This is a genomic window from Kerstersia gyiorum (assembly GCF_048595715.1).
In the GTDB taxonomy this organism is placed as follows: domain Bacteria; phylum Pseudomonadota; class Gammaproteobacteria; order Burkholderiales; family Burkholderiaceae_B; genus Kerstersia; species Kerstersia gyiorum.
On record NZ_CP169556.1, the window covers coordinates 667974 to 683342 of the forward strand.

Here is a 15369-nt window from a genome sequence, read left to right on the forward strand (position 1 = left end):
GCTGATGCTTGACCGTGAAGGCTATCGTCCCAATGTCGGCATTATCCTTGTCAACCACAAGAACGAGGTGTTCTGGGGCAAGCGTATACGAGAGCACGCATGGCAGTTTCCGCAGGGCGGTATCAAGCACGGGGAAAGTCCCGCGCAGGCAATGTACCGCGAACTGCACGAGGAAGTCGGCCTGCTGCCGGAGCATGTCCGCATTCTGGGGCGTACGCGCAACTGGTTGCGCTATGACGTGCCGGAGCGCTTTTTGCGTCGTGATTCGCGCAGTCACTACCGGGGCCAGAAGCAGATCTGGTTCCTGTTGCGGCTGGTCGGACGGGACAGCGATGTTTGCCTTCGGGCGAGTTCGCACCCGGAATTCGACGCGTGGCGCTGGAGTCATTATTGGGTGCCGCTGGATTCTGTCATAGATTTCAAGCGGGATGTCTATTCGCTGGCGCTCAATGAGCTGGCGGCGATCCTGTTCCGGCGGGCGCAGCATAACAAACGTTATCTGCGGCATCGTCCGGGCGGGCGTCAGGACCAGGACGCAGGAGCGGGAACGCCGCTGTTGCTGTAGTCTGTAGGGAATGCGGCGCGAGGCGCCACCCGTTGCGGCGGGTGGCGCTTTCGCGGAAATGCCGGGATGGTTTACGATAGCGAATATGTTGGAAGATCTCGATCGACTCGTTGCCCGTATCGGGCAGTTGACTCAGTACTCGGCACGCCTCAAGGCCGAGCGCGTTGCTGCGCTTGAACGCGAGGCAGCCGCCGTGCGGCGCGGCTCACAGTTGCAAAGCCAGTTGCTCGAGCAGCGCGAACAGGCGGAAACGCTGCAGCAGTTGCTCGATGAGTGCGAGGCTTCCCGCCTGAGCCTGCAAACTGAAGTGGACAACGCAACAGCCGGTCTGCGCGCAGAGGTGGAACGCCTGTCGGCGGAAAACCAGCGCATGCGGGTGGAACTGGGTGTGCGCGAAGGCCAGCTGGTGCGCCTGCAGGCAGTGAATGAAGAAGCGCGGCAACGTATCGACGCCGTGCTGGAACGCTTGCCTGGTGCGCTGGTCGCGGCCCAGGAAACTGGCTCGGAGGCTAGGCAATGGAACGCGTAAATGCCACCATCCTGTCGCGTGATTACTCCCTGGCCTGCTCGGCCGAGGAAAAGCAGACCTTGCAGGCTGCGGTCAATCATGTGGCACGGGTGACCAACCACATCCAGGCCAGTGGCCGGGTGTCCGGCAATGAGCGCATCGCCGTGCTGGCTGCGCTGCAGATCGCCAGTGAACTGCTTGCCATGAAAGCGCCGGACGGGCCGCTGGGCAGTTTGGCAGTGGGTGATTTCAAGCGTAAAATTGAATCCGTGCACCAGATGATAGATGCCGCGCTGGCAGAGGAAAATCCTGCCTCCTGAGCCATCTGGCGCCGTACTTAGTATCCATTTTTACATGCAGTGAAGAATTGGGCGGGCTGTACCATCACACAGCTGGCCAGCAGGTTGTCCCTGCGGTGTTCGTGACTTGGCCATATTCTCTGAACCGATGCTTTTATGGCATAGGTTGTAAGGGCGTCCGGTAGGTGCGATCGTCTCTTGTCAGACGAACCCGAAGCCAGACCACGAGCGACCAACTTGAACTCTCTGGGTTCGAGATGCCGGCCTGGACGGCACACGCGGGGCATTCAATGTCGCGGGAACAAAACGCGTTTCCCGCAGTCAATCAAGGCGGTGTCGTGTAGCGGCACCGCCTTTTTTCTTTGGCGGCCGCTTCGTGACGGCAGGCGGCCGCCTGTAGGCCTTTGCTGCCGGGCGGGTGCCTGTTCGGCACGGGTTATTCTCGCCGTATTCTATTTTCCCTGTAGATAAAGGAGCACTCCATGCAGCGTACCCGACAACGTATGATCCGCCGTGGCGCCGCACTGGCCCTGGCGCTGGCCTTGCCCGCAGCGACTGCCTGGGCAGGCAACGGTGAAGACCGCCAGCCGCGCGATCGTGCGCCGCAACTGACCCTGCAGGCTCAGGCTGCAGCCAAGGTTCAACAGGATACGGTCTTGCTCACGCTGGCGTATGAGTCGGAAGCCGCCAGCCAGACAGATGTCAGCCGCGCGCTCAATGAGCACCTGGAAGCGGCCATGAAGATGTTGCGTGATGAAAGAGGCGTGAAGGCGCGTAACGGCAATTACCGCATCTGGCCCCAGACCGACCGCGACGGCCGCATCAGCGCCTGGCGCGGCCGGGCTGAAATCCTGCTGGAATCGACTGACTTTGCCAAGGCGTCCGGGCTGGCCGTCAAGGTACAAGATCAGATGCCCCTGGATAACATCGCTTTCATTCTCTCGGACGAGGCGCGCGCCAAGCACGAGGAGCGCCTGTTGCAACAGGCGGCGGACGCCTTCCGCCAGCGTGCCGGGGCCGCGGCCGAGGCCTTCGGCTTCAAGGGCTATGAGATTCGCAAGATCGACCTGGGCGGCAGTGGCGTGCAGTATGAAATGGCGCCGCGTCCTCAGATGATGATGGCCAAGGCTGCCGGTGCGGCCGCTGACAGCGTGCCGCTGGAAGCCGACACCGTGACGGTGTCGGTGTCGGTCAGCGGGACGGTTGCTCTGAAGCCCTGAAGAGCAGCCAGGCGCCGGCAAGGATCATGGGCAGTGACAGCCACTGGCCCATGCTCAGGCCGCCGGCGAGCAGGCCCAGGAAGCTGTCGGGTTCACGGGTGAACTCGACAGCGAAGCGGAAGATGCCGTAGCCGGCCAGGAACAGGCCGCTGATCTGCCCGGCGGGCCTGGGCCGCAGCGCGAAGAACCAGACGATCACGAACAGCGCCAGGCCTTCCAGGCTCATCTGATACAACTGCGACGGGTGACGTGCAATGCCATCCTGCGCCTGGGGGAACACCATGCCCCAGGGTACATTGGTTGCGCGCCCCCATAATTCACCATTGATGAAATTGCCCAGGCGGCCGAATGCCAGCCCGAGGGGGATCAGCGGGGTAACGAAATCGCCGACTTCCAGCACCGAATACTTGCGGCTGCGTGCAAACAGCAGCAGCGCGATGACCACGCCCAGCAGCCCGCCATGGAAGGCCATGCCGCCTTCCCAGAGGTAAAAGATTTCCAGCGGATGCGACAGATAGTAGGCAGGCTTGTAGAACAGCACATAGCCCAGGCGGCCGCCCAGGATTACGCCGATGACGCCATAGAAAATGATGTCGTCGAGATCGCGTTCGGTCAGGCGGGTCAGTCCGCCATGGCGGATACGCCAGCGGCCCAGCAGCCAGGCGGAAACGAAACCGCATAAGTACATCAGCCCGTACCAGTGCACGGCCAGCGGGCCGAGCTGCAGGGCAATGGGGTTGAATTCCGGATGTTGCAGCATGATATGAGGGAGCAGGAAGCCAGAGGAGCAATGCGGCGATCATACCAGCCGCTGCTGGACTGGAAAGTGACCATGGCCCGGCAGAAAGTGACCATGGCCCGGCAGGCAAGTTCCCTGCCGGCAGGCTCGGGACTGGCGGTATCCGTCCCGAGCCTGCATCAGGTGCTTCAGTCCTGGCTGCTGCGGTAGGCCGCAGGCAGGCCGCGCTGTTCGCAGCAATTGCCCCAATGCTTGAGCTTGGAGGTATGGCCGATGCCGGGATTGAAGGTATTGGTCGGGTCGAGCTGGCGGTAAAAATCGGCCAGCGCCGGCTTGGCGACGTAAAGATGGCCGACATTGTGCTCGGCCGGGTATTCCGCCTGGCGCGCATCCAGCAGTTTCCACATGCTGTGTTCCATTGCCAGCGGGTCCACGCCCTTGCGGACAATGTAGTCCTGGTGGAAGACGTGGCAGAAGAAGTGGCCGTAGTAAAGCTTGTGGATGATGTCGCCTTCCATCTCCTGGGGCAGTTGTTCTACCCAGTCGCGGTCGTTGCGGCGCAGCGCGATATCCAGGGCGACGATGTCCTGGACCGAGCGGCGATGCGTGTCGCGGTAGCGGATGGCTGCCCCGGCGATGGCAAAGCGGTGTAGGAAGGCCTTGCGGCCTTCTTCCGCGTCGCACTCGAAATAGGCGCCGCTGCTGCTGCCGCCGAAATGCTGTTGCAGGAAGGCGCGCGTGGCGTCGGCCGTATCGTTGGAGACGCGCAGCAGCAGGTGGTGCTCGTAGCGGTCGCGGTAATCGCGCATGCGGCGCGGCAGGTGATTGGGCAGCAGCGCGGTGAAAGCCTGCAGCACGTGGTCGGTGAGGCCTGGCAGACCCAGGCGTTCGCAGACGTCGTCAATGCGGCTTTTGATGGCGAAGGCCTTGGGGACGCGCGCCGTGCCGAACTTGTCGATCAGCAGGAACACATCCTTGCCGTACTTCGCGCCGATGTCGAACGCCGTGCGGTGGATGTATTCGCCGGCGATGGGCAGGCTGGGCAGTTCAGTCAGCAGGTGGCGGCGCACCTCGGTGAGGTCGTCGGGGTTGTTGCTGCCGATATAGAACACCGTGCTCGGTTCGCGCGGGAAGGTATCCAGGCGCACCGCAAACAGGCAGACGCGCCCGGCAGAGCCGGACGCTTCGTGCAGTCGCGAGGGGTCGGCATTGAAGCGCGCGGGCGTGGGCTCGTCTACCTGCCGGACGTGTTCGGCATAGCGTGGGTCCGATGCTGCACCGGCGTCGTTGGCGATGTCCTCGGGCTGGTAGTCACCGGACTGCAGGCGGGTCAGGATTTCCTCGGGCGTGTCACCTAACCGGATACCGAGGTGATTGACGAGCTCCAGTTCGCCGTCTTCCCGGACCCGGGCGTACAGGGCCAGTTCGGTGTAGGCCGGGCCGCGCCGCACCAGTGCGCCACCGGAATTGTTGCAGACTCCGCCCAGCACCGATGCGCCTATGCAGGAGGAACCAATCACCGAGTGTGGTTCGCGGCCCAGGGGGGCCAGGGTTTGCTCCAGGCGGTCCAGCGTGGCGCCGGGCAGGCAGACAACTTGCTCGCCGCCACGTATGACCTGCACGCCAGTGATGCGCATCGTGTTGATCAGGACGATTTCGCGGTCGTAGTCGTTGCCGTCCGGCGTCGAGCCGCCGGTCAGGCCGGTGTTCGCTGCCTGCATCAGGACAATGCGGCCCGAAGCGACAATGGCCTGTACTGCCTGCCATTGTTCGAGCAGCGTGCCGGGCCGCACGACGGCGAGGACTTTGCCTTCGCCGGTACGATGCCCCTTGCGGAAGCGCCGGGTGGCGGAGGCATGGGTCAGGACGTTGTCGGCGCCGACCAGCTGGCGCAACCGGGACAGCAGCTGGGGGCCGTCACTGGCGGTGCTGTCAGTGCTTTCGGTGGTCATGCGAGTCCCTCCTTGACCAGCAGGTCGGAAGTGATTTCACCGATATTCCGCGCGCCGGTCAGGGTCATGGCGACGCGGATTTCCTTGTCGAACAGGTTCAGCAAGTTTGCCACAGCTTCCTGGCCGCCGGCAGCCAGCGCGTAGATATAGGCGCGGCCTATCATGGCCAGGTCTGCGCCCAGCGCCATCATGCGGACCACATCCAGGCCGCTGCGTACGCCGGAATCGACCAGGATTTTCAGTTGCCCCTTGACTGCGTCGGCAATGGGAGGCAGTGCCTTGGCGGCGGAGAGCACGCCGTCGAGCTGGCGGCCGCCATGGTTGGACACGACGATGCCATCGGCGCCGAAACGGACGGCATCGCGAGCGTCTTCAGGATCAAGAATGCCCTTGATGACCATGGGGCCTTGCCAGAAATCGCGTATCCATTCCAGGTCTTTCCAGGAAATGGTGGGGTCGAAGTTGGCGCCCAGGTAGCCCATGTAGTCTTCCAGGCCGGTGGGCTTGCCCAGGTAGGCCGAGATGTTGCCCAGATCATGGGGACGGCCAAACAGGCCGACGTCCCAGGACCAGCCCGGGCGGGTGACGGCCTGCAGATAACGGCGCAGGTTGGCATTGGGGCCGCTCATGCCTGAATGGGCGTCGCGGTAGCGTGCGCCGGGGATGGGCATGTCCACCGTGAAGACCAGCGTCGAGCAACCGGCATCGCGGGCGCGTTCCAGCACATTGCGCATGAAGCCGCGGTCTTTCAGGACATACAGCTGGAACCACATGGGGCGCTTGATCTTGGGCGTTACTTCCTCGATCGGGCAGACCGAAACGCTGGACATGGTGAAGGGGATGCCCTTGGCATCCGCCGCGCGTGCGGCCTGGACTTCGCCACGGCGCGCATACATGCCGGTCAGGCCGACGGGCGAGAGCGCCAGCGGCATGGACAGCGTTTCGTCGAACAGCCGGGTGCTCAGGTCCAGGGTGGCCGTGTCTTTCAGGATGCGCTGGCGCAGCAGGATCTCTGACAGGTCGCTGACATTGTGGCGCAGGGTGTCTTCGGAATACGCGCCGCCGTCGATGTAGTGGAACAGGAAGGGCGGCAGGCGTTTCTTGGCGGCCAGGCGGTAGTCGGAGGGAGAAGAGATGATCATGGCTGTATTTCCAGAGAGGGCAGGCGGGCGGAGCGCTCGCGCCTGGCAATGTCGTCATCCATTTTGTGCAGCGTGACTCGCACGTACTCCAGGTGATCGCTGATGATGCTGCGGGCACGCTCGGGGTCTCCTGCAAGAATGGCCTGCATCAGGCTTTCATGCTGGATGGTGAGTTTGTCCTGTGAGGACGGGCTATCGTGGATGAACATGACGCGGCGGTTTTGCGCCACGGTAGAAAGAACCAGGTCGAACAGGCCGCGCATGACCTGCAGCAGGACCAGGTTGTGGGAAGCTTCGGCGATGGCCAGGTGGAATTGCGCATCGGCATGCGCGGATTGCGTGACGTCGCCGCGCTGCTGGTGGGCAATCATCTGCTCATAGCAGCGCTGGATTTTTTCTTTGTCTTCGTCGGTGGCGCGCAGTGCTGCCAGGGCGGCCGTATTGGATTCCAGCGCAGCGCGGGCTTCCAGGACGTCGTAGCGGTAATGCGGGTCTTCCAGCATCAGCGCGGCCAGCGGTGAGATTGACTGTTGCGGCCATTGGTGCGCGGCGGCCTGAAGAAATGTGCCGGAGCCGATCTTGCTCACGAGGATGCCATGGCTGGACAGCTTCTGGATCGCCTCGCGCAGCGCCGTGCGCGACACCCCCAGCTGTTCAGCCAGGCTGCGTTCCGCAGGCAGGCGTCCACCGGGCGCGATACCCTGGGCCTGGATCAGTGAAAGCAGTTTTTCGGCAACTTGGTCGGAAAGGCGCATGGTCGAGAAAATCAACATTCCTCAGCGGCAATGCCCCCGTCTGGCGCCTTGCGCTGACGGGGGCATTGCCGGCCTCGGTTTTACGGGATCATCCAGGGCACGACATAAGCCTGCAGGGTCGTGATGCAGCCGATGATGACGGCGAACACGAGGCTGTGGCGGACGGTGAAGCGGAACAGGTCCGACTCCTTGCCGACCAGGCCGACGGCCGCGCAGGCGATGGCGATGGATTGCGGAGAGATCATCTTACCCGTCACGCCGCCGGTCGTGTTGGCGGCGACCATCAGTACTTCGGGAATCCCGATCTGCTGGGCCGTGGTGGCCTGCAATGCGCCAAATAAGGCATTGGCAGAAGTGTCTGAACCCGTCAGGAAAACGCCGATCCAGCCCAGGAAGGGAGAGAAGAAGGTAAAGGCGTCGCCAGTGTGGGCCAGCGCCAGCGCCAGCGTGGCGGACAGCCCGGAATAATTGGCGATGAAGGCGAAAGCCAGGACCATGCCGATGGAGTAGATGGGCAGGGCCAGTTCCTTGAAGGTTTCGCCCAGCGTTGCCAGCGCCTGCGCGGGTTTCATGCGCAGGATCAGAATGGTGATGAGCGCGGCGATCAGAATGGCGGTGCCGGTGGCGGAGAACCAGTCGAAGCGGTACTCGGCTGCATAGGGCGTCGCGGCGGCGACGATGGGCGGGGTTTTCTCGACCAGGTTGTGCAGGTAGGGCACCGGCATGCTGAGAATCCAGTTGGCCAGTGGGCCGCCTGCGGCAAATAGCGCCTTGAAAGGCTTCACGCTCCAGATCGTGACCATGGCGGTCAGGATGATGAAGGGGGACCAGGCTTTGATAATGCTGCCCGCATTCAGGGGGGCGTTGCTGGCGGGCACGGCCTGTGCGGTGTTTGGCTGCTGGCTGCCGGCCTGGCCTTCGGCTTCATCGAAGCGGAAAATGTGCTTGGGCTTCCAGACCTTCAGGAACAGCGTGAGTGCAATCAGCGACACGATGGCGGAAGTGATGTCCGGCAGCTCCGGGCCGATGTAGTTGGCCGTCAGGAATTGCACGATGGCAAACGAACCGCCGCCAACCAGCACCGCTGGCCAGGTTTCGCGCACGCCGCGCCAGCCGTCCATGATGGCCATCAGCCAGAACAGCACGAGAATCGTCATGAAGGGCAACTGGCGGCCGGCCATCTGGCCGATGGCAAAGGGGTCCAGGCCGGAGACCTGGCCGGCGACGATGATGGGAATACCCATGGCGCCGAACGCCACGGGGGCCGTATTGGCAATCAGGCACAGGCCGGCGGCGTAGAGCGGCTTGAAACCCAGCCCGGCCAGCAACGCGGCGGTAATCGCCACCGGTGCGCCGAAACCAGCTGCGCCTTCGAGGAATGCGCCAAAACTGAAACCCACCAGGATCAGTTGCAGTCGCTGGTCTGGCGTGATGGACAGGATGGAGGCGCGGATGATGTCGAACTGCCCGGTCTTGACCGAGACTTTGTAGAGGAAGACCGCCGCGACGATGATCCAGGCAATGGGCCACAGGCCGTAGAAGAAACCGTAGACCACGGACGCCAGCGCGCCGCTGATGGGCATGCGGTAGAACAGCAATGCCACGCCCAGGGCCAGCAATACCGTGATGGTGCCTGCGATGTAACCCTTCAGGCGCAGTTTCGTCAGCGCCAGGAAAAAGAAAATGATGGGTATCAGTGCGACCAGTGCGGAGAGCCAGATATTGCCCGCCGGATCATAGTTTTGTGGCCAAGCCTGTGGCATTGTGGAGTCTCCTTTTGGGAAGTGGTCGTACCAATTTTTTGGTTTGGTGAAAAGGTGAGCAATTATATGCAGGGCTTATTCACCGTTAGCATCAAGGTTTTCCCTAGTTTTCAGCAATTTCTGTGACTTTTTGAGGATATATTGGTATTACCAATTATCGGGCGGCTAGGTGGGTAAACCTTCCGTGCCGGACGGCCGCCGCAGGCGGCATCCGGGGCCGGGCAGCGACAGGCAACGCACCCTGCTGGAGCGGGCGTGAGGGGGCACATATGCGTCAGCCCAGATGGGGGGCTGCACGGCGTGCGGGCTCGCCTGCGGGGCGGGCGGTGCGCGGGGCTAGTGACGGGGGTGTTGTCGCAGCAGATGGTGGATTTCGTTGGCCACCAGTTCGGGTTCGCTCAGAAGCACGGCATGGCCGGAGTGCCGGGCGGGAATGAACCGGCCTTGGCGGCAGTGGGCAGCGCGCAGGCGGTGTGCTCCGTTGGCGGCTGCACGCAAGCGCTTGCTCATGCCGAAATCGGCCTGCATGCCGGAAATCACGCTGACAGGAATGTCCGGCAGGCGCGGGGGCTGATGCCGGAAAGCGTGCATGGCATCGACCAGGCCCTGCAATTCGGCGGCACGGGTTTTCATGACGGCCCGCGTGAAGCCCTCCCGGCTCAGGTCATGCCGCACATCGGCGGGCAGGCCGGCAATGGCGCTGCGGTAGCAGGCTTCCAGCAGGCCCAGGCGCGCCAGCAGGACGCTGGCGCCGTGCGCTGCTTTTTCCATGAGGCGGAAGGTTGGGCTGAAAACCGGTGTGCAGCCTTCGTCGGTGACATCCACCAGTACCAGGCCGGCAATACGGGCTGGGCAGGCGGCCGTTGCGGCACGCACGATCAACCCGCTGCCGCTGTGGGCAATCAGGATGAAGGGGCCGGCACCCAGGTGATCCAGCAGCTCGTTGAGGTCGCTGGCCATGCGCTCTATGGTGCGAGGCTGGGAGTCGGCGGGACTGCGCCCCAGCCCGCTGCGGTCATAGGCGATGGAACGTGCCCATTGGGCGCATTGCGGCTGCACCAAGCCCCAGAACGACCGCGATGCGGCCATGCCTGCATCGAAAACCAGGGTGGGCCCGTAGCCTGCCCCGGTGTTATCCGTTGCGCCGGGCCCTGGCAGCTCCTGATAATGCAGCTGGCGGCCATCCCGTGTCGTCGCAAAGGCCGATGAACCCTGGGTATGGGAGGGTGGAGTGGCGGTGGCAGGAATGCTGGGCATAGGGTTTCACCGGGCGGATGTCATCACGGGATAGAAATCATATATGAAAAATAATGAGAATCGTTACATTGCCATGATCGAATATGACAATAGGGGAAATCCGGTGGCGCGGTGAAGGCATCTGGAATAATGGTGTATCCGCCCGCGCCGGGCGCCTGAGATCAGTGATGGGAAAGAAGGACGGAAGGACGATGAGCGAACAGAAAGAAACCTTGATTGTCGGCGGCGGCTGCTTCTGGTGCACGGATGCTGTATTCAGCTCCCTTGATGGTGTTGAGTCGGTAGAGCCGGGTTATGCCGGCGGACGGACGGAGTACCCGACCTATGAGGAAATATGCCAGGGTGGTACGGGGCATATCGAGGTGGTGCGTGTCACTTTCGACCCCAGCCGCATCCAGGCCGAACAGTTGCTGGAGGTGTTTTTTGCTTCGCACGATCCGACCAGCCGTGACCGGCAGGGCAATGACGTCGGCGAACAGTATCGTTCAGTTATCTTCTATGCTTCCGAGGCCCAGCACGTGGCGGCGCTGGCGGTACGGGACCGGCTGCAGGCCGAAGGCTTGACCGATGGCGTGCCTATCGTGACGGAAATCCTGCCGGCGCCAGTGTTCTGGCCGGCGGAGTCTGAACATGCCGATTATTTCGCGCGCAACCCCTGGCAGGGTTATTGCCAGTTCGTGATTGCGCCGAAGGTCAGCGCAATGCGCAAGAAATTCGCCAGGCTGCAGCGCAGCGAGTAGGGCGGCAAGGCGTCGCGGCGTTTAGCCCAGCGCACTGCGCAGGAAGTCGGCCAGCACCAGCGCATGGTTGCAGTGAGGGTCGTGCGCGGCATAGAGCAACGTGACATCGCCCTGGCGCACGTATGGCTCCATCTGCGCGATGGCCTGTGGGTTGCCGGCGAGTTCGGCTTCATAGCGCTGGCGGAACTCGTCGAAACGTCCAGGGTCATGACCGAACCATTTGCGCAGTTCCGGCGTCGGCGCGATATCCTTGAACCAGAGGGTCAGGGCGGCATTGGCCTTGCTGATGCCGCGCGGCCAGAGCCGGTCGACCAGAATACGCGCGCCATCCCCGGCGCTGGCGGGTTCATAGATGCGCTTGATGTGAATCTTGTGCTGCATGACGCCTCCTTGCCGGGGGGGATGGGTGTGCCTCAGAAGGGCAGTTGCGCCTGCGGCGCCAGGGCCAGGATCTGCTTCTTGAAGGCCTGCTTGATGCGTTCCAGCGCGGCAGGGCTGTCGGCTTCGAAGCGCAGTACCACGACAGGCGTGGTGTTCGACGCGCGTGCCAGGCCGAAGCCGTCGGCGTACTCGGCGCGCACGCCATCTATCGTATGCACGTGCAGTGCACCGGGAAATTGCGCTTTTTCCTGCAGGGCGGCGACCAGCGCATGCGGTTCACCTTCCTGCATGGGCAGTTTGAGTTCAGGCGTGGACAGCGCGTCGGGCAAGGCTTCCAGCACTTCGGACGGGTTGGCGCTGCGCGACACGATTTCCAGCAGGCGCGCCCCGGCGTAGAGGCCATCGTCGAAGCCGTACCAGCGTTCCTTGAAGAAAATGTGCCCGCTCATTTCCCCGGCAAGCGGGGCGCCGGTTTCCACCAGCTTGGATTTGATCAGCGAATGGCCGGTGCGCCACATCAGCGGCTTGCCGCCTGCGGCTGCCACGGCCAGGGCGACGTGGCGGGTGCATTTGACGTCGTAGATGATCTGCGCGCCCGGCTGGCGCGCCAGAATGTCACGGGCATAGAGAATCAGCTGGCGGTCGGGCCAGACGATGTGGCCGGATTTGGTGACGACGCCCAGGCGGTCGCCGTCGCCATCGAAGGCCAGGCCGATTTCGCAATCGGTGTCCTGCAGCGTGCGGATCAGGTCTTCCAGGTTGTGCGGATCGGCGGGGTCGGGGTGGTGGTTGGGAAAGTCGCCGTCGATATCGCAGAACAGCGGGGTGACTTCGCAGCCCAGGGCTTCGAACAGGCGCACGGCTGTGGGGCCGGCCACGCCGTTGCCTGCGTCCAGCGCGATTTTCATCGGGCGTTGCAAGCGGACATCGCTGGTGATGCGTTGCACGTAGTCGCCTGCCAGGTCGCGGTTTTCCACTTTGCCTTGCGGGCCGTCGTAGGGTTGCGGCGCTGCCATGCGGGCTTTCAGGCCGAGGATGTCTTCACCATGCAGCGTGCGGCCGCCGAGCATGATCTTGAAGCCGTTGTATTGGGGCGGGTTGTGACTGCCGGTGATGGCAACGCCAGAGCCGGTATTCAGGATGAAAGTGGCGAAGTACACCAGCGGCGTCGGGACGGAGCCGATGTCCACGACATCCACGCCGCCCTGGCGCAGGCCTTGCTGCAGCGCCTGGGAAAGAGCCGGGCCACTATGGCGCCCGTCACGGCCGACGACCACGGTGGCGACGCCCAGCTCGCGGGCTTGTTCCGCGAGCGCGCGTCCCAGGCGGATGGCGAAGGCGTCGTTGAGCTGTTCGGGAACCGTGCCGCGGATATCGTAGGCTTTGAAAACGGCATCGGGCAGGGCAGGCAGCGAGGTAGCGGTCATGTGCGTGGTCGGGTCTGAAAAGGAAAGGAGCGGCAGCGGCTTCGGCGCTGCTGCATCGGTACATTGGCGATTCTACCCGCTGCCAGACGTAGAATAGGGAGCACCGGGGTTGCCTGCCCGGTCAGGGCGGCAGGCCTGGGCGCGATATCGGGAGAGCACGTGGAAGGTTTGCTGGAAGAGTTGCGCGCCATCGTTGGCGCAGCACATGTGTTGCAGGGAGAGTCCCTGGCACCCCTGCTGGGGGATTGGCGTGGCCGCTACCACGGCCAGGCGCTGGCGGCGGTGCGACCGGACAGCCCCGCGGCCGTGGCGCAGGTCGTGCGGGCCTGCGCACGTCATGGTGCGCCGCTGGTGCCGCAAGGCGGCAATACCGGTCTGTGTGGGGGCGCGACGCCCGGAGATGCGCGCGCCATCGTATTGCTGACGACGCGGCTCAACCGGGTGCGTGATATCGACACGGCCAATGACACTATTACCGTCGAAGCCGGCTGCCTGCTGAAAAGCGTGCAGGATGCCGCGCAGGCTGCCGGGCGGCTATTTCCGCTCAGTCTGGCGGCCGAGGGCAGTTGCACCATAGGCGGCAACCTGGCCACCAATGCGGGCGGCACCCAGGTGCTGCGCTATGGCAATACCCGCGATCTCGCGCTGGGCCTGGAAGTCGTGACGCCCCAGGGGGAAATCTGGCATGGTTTGCGTGGCCTGCGCAAGGACAACACCGGCTATTGCCTGCGTGATATCTACATAGGTAGCGAAGGCACGCTGGGCATCATCACTGCGGCGACGCTCAAGCTGTATCCGCAGCCGCGTGCGCAACGTACTGCGTTGCTGGCCCTGCCTTCGCTGACGGCTGCCGTGGCGGTGCTGGAACGGGCGCGCGCAGGTTTCGGCGCCGGCCTGACGGCTTTCGAGCTGATGGCCGCCATCACGCTGCAGGCGGTGACGCATTATTTCCCGGAACAACGCCTGCCGTTTGCCCCGGATACCGCGCCCTGGTATGCCTTGCTGGAATTCTCGGATAGCGAGGATGAAGCTCATGCCCAGCAGCGCCTGGAAACCGTGCTGGGTGCCGCCCTGGAGGCAGGCGAGGCGCAGGATGCCGCTGTGGCCGGCAGCGTGGCGCAAAGCCGGGCCTTCTGGCATTTGCGCGAGAGTATCCCGCTGGCCGAGTTCCGCATGGGCAAGGCCATCAAGCATGACATCGGCGTGCCCGTTTCGCGCATTGCCGCCTTTGTCGAGACGACCAATGCCGCCTTGCAGGCGGCGTTCCCGGGTGTGCGACACATCATTTTCGGGCACCTGGGCGACGGCAACCTGCACTACAACGTGGCGCCGGCCGTGGGGCAGGGCGAAGCGGAATTGCTGGCGCTGCAGCCGCAAGTCTATGACATCGTGCATGGCAGCGTGATGGCGCATGGCGGCAGCATTGCCGCCGAGCACGGTGTGGGCCAGCTCAAGCGCGATCTGCTGCCGCGCTACAAGGATGCCGTGGAAATGGACCTGATGCGGCGGCTCAAGGCCGCGCTGGACCCTGACGGGCTGATGAATCCCGGCAAGGTGTTGGCATGAGGCCGGAAAGCAGTTCGGTAGTTTGGCCCGGTGGGCTGTCAGGCCCTCAAGCCCTCAAGCCCCGGCGGCGGGCCGGGGCGCAGGGCTGGCCGCGCATGGTGTGCCGCCTGGACAGGGCCGTATTGGCGGCAGGGGTGGCAGACCGCATCGCGGTAGTCAGCTGCGTTGGCAGCGCGGGCAGTAGTAGGTGGCGCGTTGCCCCTGGACAATTCGCTTGATGGCCGTGCTGCAGATTCGGCACGGCTGGCCCTCGCGGTCGTAGACCGCGGCATGGATATCGAAATAGGCGCCGGGCTGGCTGTCCGGGTTGACGTAGTCGCGCAGCGTACTGCCGCCCGAGGCCAGGGCATCCGTGAGCGTGGCCGTGATCGCTGCCGCCAGGCGCTTGCAGCGCGGCAGGGATAGCTTCCCTGCTGGGGTGGCAGGGTGGATGCGGGCCCGGAACAGGCTCTCCGATGCGTAGATATTGCCAACGCCGACGACTGCCTGGCCTGCCAGCAGGGCTTGCTTGATGGCTTGGGATTTGCCGGTGAAATGCCGGTGCAGCCAGTTGCCGTCGAAACGCGGGTCGAAGGGTTCTATGCCCAGGTGGGCCAGTAGCGGGTGCTGTTCCACGGGTGTGCCGCCATCCGGGTGCCAAAGCACGGCGCCGAAGCGGCGCGGGTCATGCAAGCGCAGGATGGTGTTGCCGAAGTCCCATTCTACATGATCGTGCGGACGCAGGAAGGCGTCGCGGGCAACGACGCGCAGCGCGCCAGACATGCCGAGATGCACGATCTGCACACCGTGGTCGAAGCGCAGCAACAGGTATTTGCCACGGCGGCCGCATTCCAACAGCGTATGCCCTGGCAGAATGGCGGGCAGTTCGGCGGGAACGGGCCATCGCAGCCGTGGTTCTCTTACAACGAATTCCCGTAGCGGTTTGCCGCTGACCAGCGGCGCGATGCCCCGGCGGGTGGTTTCGACTTCTGGTAGTTCGGGCATGCGGTCCTCAGTGGCGTCGCCAGTGCTAAGATGGCCCTTCGTTCGTGACGGCAGGATTGTGCCATCAACAA

At 63.7% G+C, this 15369-nt stretch carries 15 protein-coding genes and 1 other RNA gene; 7 read left to right on the plus strand and 9 right to left on the minus strand.

Features of this window, described 5'->3' with window-relative positions; genetic code table 11:
- The first annotated feature begins 4 nt into the window (after positions 1-4).
- The 5 genes from ACEW7X_RS02935 (at position 5) to ACEW7X_RS02955 (ending at position 2592) form a co-directional block, all read left to right on the plus strand.
- Positions 5-565, plus strand: a complete 561-nt coding sequence (locus ACEW7X_RS02935; protein WP_068375263.1) for an RNA pyrophosphohydrolase — start codon at positions 5-7, stop codon at positions 563-565.
- 85 nt (positions 566-650) lie between these two features.
- Positions 651-1094 (plus strand): hypothetical protein, encoded by a 444-nt coding sequence (locus tag ACEW7X_RS02940; protein ID WP_127773190.1) that lies wholly within the window; start codon positions 651-653, stop codon positions 1092-1094.
- Positions 1082-1393 (plus strand): cell division protein ZapA, encoded by a 312-nt coding sequence (locus ACEW7X_RS02945; protein WP_068375257.1) that lies wholly within the window; start codon positions 1082-1084, stop codon positions 1391-1393. Before ACEW7X_RS02940 ends, ACEW7X_RS02945 begins: the two co-directional genes overlap by 13 nt.
- 84 nt (positions 1394-1477) lie before the next feature.
- Positions 1478-1661: non-coding RNA, 6S RNA (gene ssrS / locus ACEW7X_RS02950), on the plus strand.
- A gap of 193 nt (positions 1662-1854) precedes the next feature.
- Positions 1855-2592 carry an SIMPL domain-containing protein gene (locus ACEW7X_RS02955; RefSeq protein ID WP_420177586.1) on the plus strand — a complete coding sequence of 246 codons (738 nt, stop codon included), beginning with the start codon at positions 1855-1857 and terminating at the stop codon, positions 2590-2592.
- Here the strand turns inward: ACEW7X_RS02955 and lgt are convergent.
- From lgt to ACEW7X_RS02985, 6 genes are all read right to left on the minus strand, one after another.
- Positions 2564-3352 carry a prolipoprotein diacylglyceryl transferase gene (lgt, locus tag ACEW7X_RS02960; RefSeq protein WP_068375251.1) on the minus strand — a complete coding sequence of 263 codons (789 nt, stop codon included), beginning with the start codon at positions 3350-3352 and terminating at the stop codon, positions 2564-2566. The two genes, ACEW7X_RS02955 and lgt, sit on opposite strands and share 29 nt — an antisense overlap.
- A gap of 167 nt (positions 3353-3519) precedes the next feature.
- Positions 3520-5283 (minus strand): D-lactate dehydrogenase, encoded by a 1764-nt coding sequence (gene dld / locus ACEW7X_RS02965; protein WP_420177587.1) that lies wholly within the window; start codon positions 5281-5283, stop codon positions 3520-3522.
- Positions 5280-6425 carry an FMN-dependent L-lactate dehydrogenase LldD gene (gene lldD, locus ACEW7X_RS02970; protein WP_068375245.1) on the minus strand — a complete coding sequence of 382 codons (1146 nt, stop codon included), beginning with the start codon at positions 6423-6425 and terminating at the stop codon, positions 5280-5282. The genes dld and lldD overlap by 4 nt, the downstream gene beginning before the upstream one ends.
- Entirely contained in the window at positions 6422-7180 is a 759-nt protein-coding gene (gene lldR / locus ACEW7X_RS02975) for a transcriptional regulator LldR (RefSeq protein WP_068375293.1), read from the minus strand. Before lldR ends, lldD begins: the two co-directional genes overlap by 4 nt.
- Positions 7181-7260: 80 nt before the next feature.
- Positions 7261-8943 carry an L-lactate permease gene (gene lldP, locus ACEW7X_RS02980; protein WP_068375241.1) on the minus strand — a complete coding sequence of 561 codons (1683 nt, stop codon included), beginning with the start codon at positions 8941-8943 and terminating at the stop codon, positions 7261-7263.
- Positions 8944-9279: 336 nt separating this feature from the next.
- Complete coding sequence (locus ACEW7X_RS02985; RefSeq protein WP_068375238.1) at positions 9280-10200, minus strand: alpha/beta fold hydrolase; 921 nt, start codon at positions 10198-10200, stop codon at positions 9280-9282.
- A gap of 191 nt (positions 10201-10391) precedes the next feature.
- Here ACEW7X_RS02985 and msrA point away from each other — a divergent pair, with 191 nt between their 5' ends.
- Entirely contained in the window at positions 10392-10940 is a 549-nt protein-coding gene (msrA, locus tag ACEW7X_RS02990; protein ID WP_127773195.1) for a peptide-methionine (S)-S-oxide reductase MsrA, read from the plus strand.
- A gap of 21 nt (positions 10941-10961) precedes the next feature.
- On the opposite strand, the gene ACEW7X_RS02995 is transcribed toward msrA, so the two are convergent.
- Together ACEW7X_RS02995 and ACEW7X_RS03000 are read right to left on the minus strand one after the other, a co-directional pair.
- Entirely contained in the window at positions 10962-11321 is a 360-nt protein-coding gene (locus ACEW7X_RS02995; protein WP_068375232.1) for a DUF488 domain-containing protein, read from the minus strand.
- Between the two features lie 32 nt (positions 11322-11353).
- On the minus strand, positions 11354-12748 hold the full coding sequence (locus tag ACEW7X_RS03000) for a phosphomannomutase/phosphoglucomutase (protein WP_420177588.1): 1395 nt from the start codon (positions 12746-12748) through the stop codon (positions 11354-11356).
- A gap of 159 nt (positions 12749-12907) precedes the next feature.
- On the opposite strand from ACEW7X_RS03000, the gene ACEW7X_RS03005 reads away from it, so the two are divergent.
- Positions 12908-14314: an FAD-binding oxidoreductase gene (locus tag ACEW7X_RS03005; protein WP_240733281.1), complete on the plus strand. Its 1407-nt coding sequence runs from the start codon at positions 12908-12910 to the stop codon at positions 14312-14314.
- A 156-nt stretch (positions 14315-14470) separates the two neighbouring features.
- Here ACEW7X_RS03005 and mutM read toward each other — a convergent pair whose 3' ends face one another.
- Positions 14471-15298 carry a bifunctional DNA-formamidopyrimidine glycosylase/DNA-(apurinic or apyrimidinic site) lyase gene (mutM, locus tag ACEW7X_RS03010; protein WP_420177589.1) on the minus strand — a complete coding sequence of 276 codons (828 nt, stop codon included), beginning with the start codon at positions 15296-15298 and terminating at the stop codon, positions 14471-14473.
- Positions 15299-15369: the final 71 nt, after the last annotated feature.

What these genes read in the sequence shown, in the direction of transcription:
- lldD (WP_068375245.1), bottom strand. Translation starts at nt 6,425, where the DNA reads ATGATCATCTCTTCTCCCTCCGACTACCGCCTGGCCGCCAAGAAACGC.
- ACEW7X_RS02955 (WP_420177586.1), top strand. Translation starts at nt 1,855, where the DNA reads ATGCAGCGTACCCGACAACGTATGATCCGCCGTGGCGCCGCACTGGCC.
- lgt (WP_068375251.1), bottom strand. Translation starts at nt 3,352, where the DNA reads ATGCTGCAACATCCGGAATTCAACCCCATTGCCCTGCAGCTCGGCCCG.
- lldR (WP_068375293.1), bottom strand. Translation starts at nt 7,180, where the DNA reads ATGCGCCTTTCCGACCAAGTTGCCGAAAAACTGCTTTCACTGATCCAG.
- lldP (WP_068375241.1), bottom strand. Translation starts at nt 8,943, where the DNA reads ATGCCACAGGCTTGGCCACAAAACTATGATCCGGCGGGCAATATCTGG.
- ACEW7X_RS02945 (WP_068375257.1), top strand. Translation starts at nt 1,082, where the DNA reads ATGGAACGCGTAAATGCCACCATCCTGTCGCGTGATTACTCCCTGGCC.
- msrA (WP_127773195.1), top strand. Translation starts at nt 10,392, where the DNA reads ATGAGCGAACAGAAAGAAACCTTGATTGTCGGCGGCGGCTGCTTCTGG.
- ACEW7X_RS02985 (WP_068375238.1), bottom strand. Translation starts at nt 10,200, where the DNA reads ATGCCCAGCATTCCTGCCACCGCCACTCCACCCTCCCATACCCAGGGT.
- mutM (WP_420177589.1), bottom strand. Translation starts at nt 15,298, where the DNA reads ATGCCCGAACTACCAGAAGTCGAAACCACCCGCCGGGGCATCGCGCCG.
- ACEW7X_RS02995 (WP_068375232.1), bottom strand. Translation starts at nt 11,321, where the DNA reads ATGCAGCACAAGATTCACATCAAGCGCATCTATGAACCCGCCAGCGCC.
- ACEW7X_RS02940 (WP_127773190.1), top strand. Translation starts at nt 651, where the DNA reads ATGTTGGAAGATCTCGATCGACTCGTTGCCCGTATCGGGCAGTTGACT.
- ACEW7X_RS03000 (WP_420177588.1), bottom strand. Translation starts at nt 12,748, where the DNA reads ATGACCGCTACCTCGCTGCCTGCCCTGCCCGATGCCGTTTTCAAAGCC.
- ACEW7X_RS02935 (WP_068375263.1), top strand. Translation starts at nt 5, where the DNA reads ATGCTTGACCGTGAAGGCTATCGTCCCAATGTCGGCATTATCCTTGTC.
- dld (WP_420177587.1), bottom strand. Translation starts at nt 5,283, where the DNA reads ATGACCACCGAAAGCACTGACAGCACCGCCAGTGACGGCCCCCAGCTG.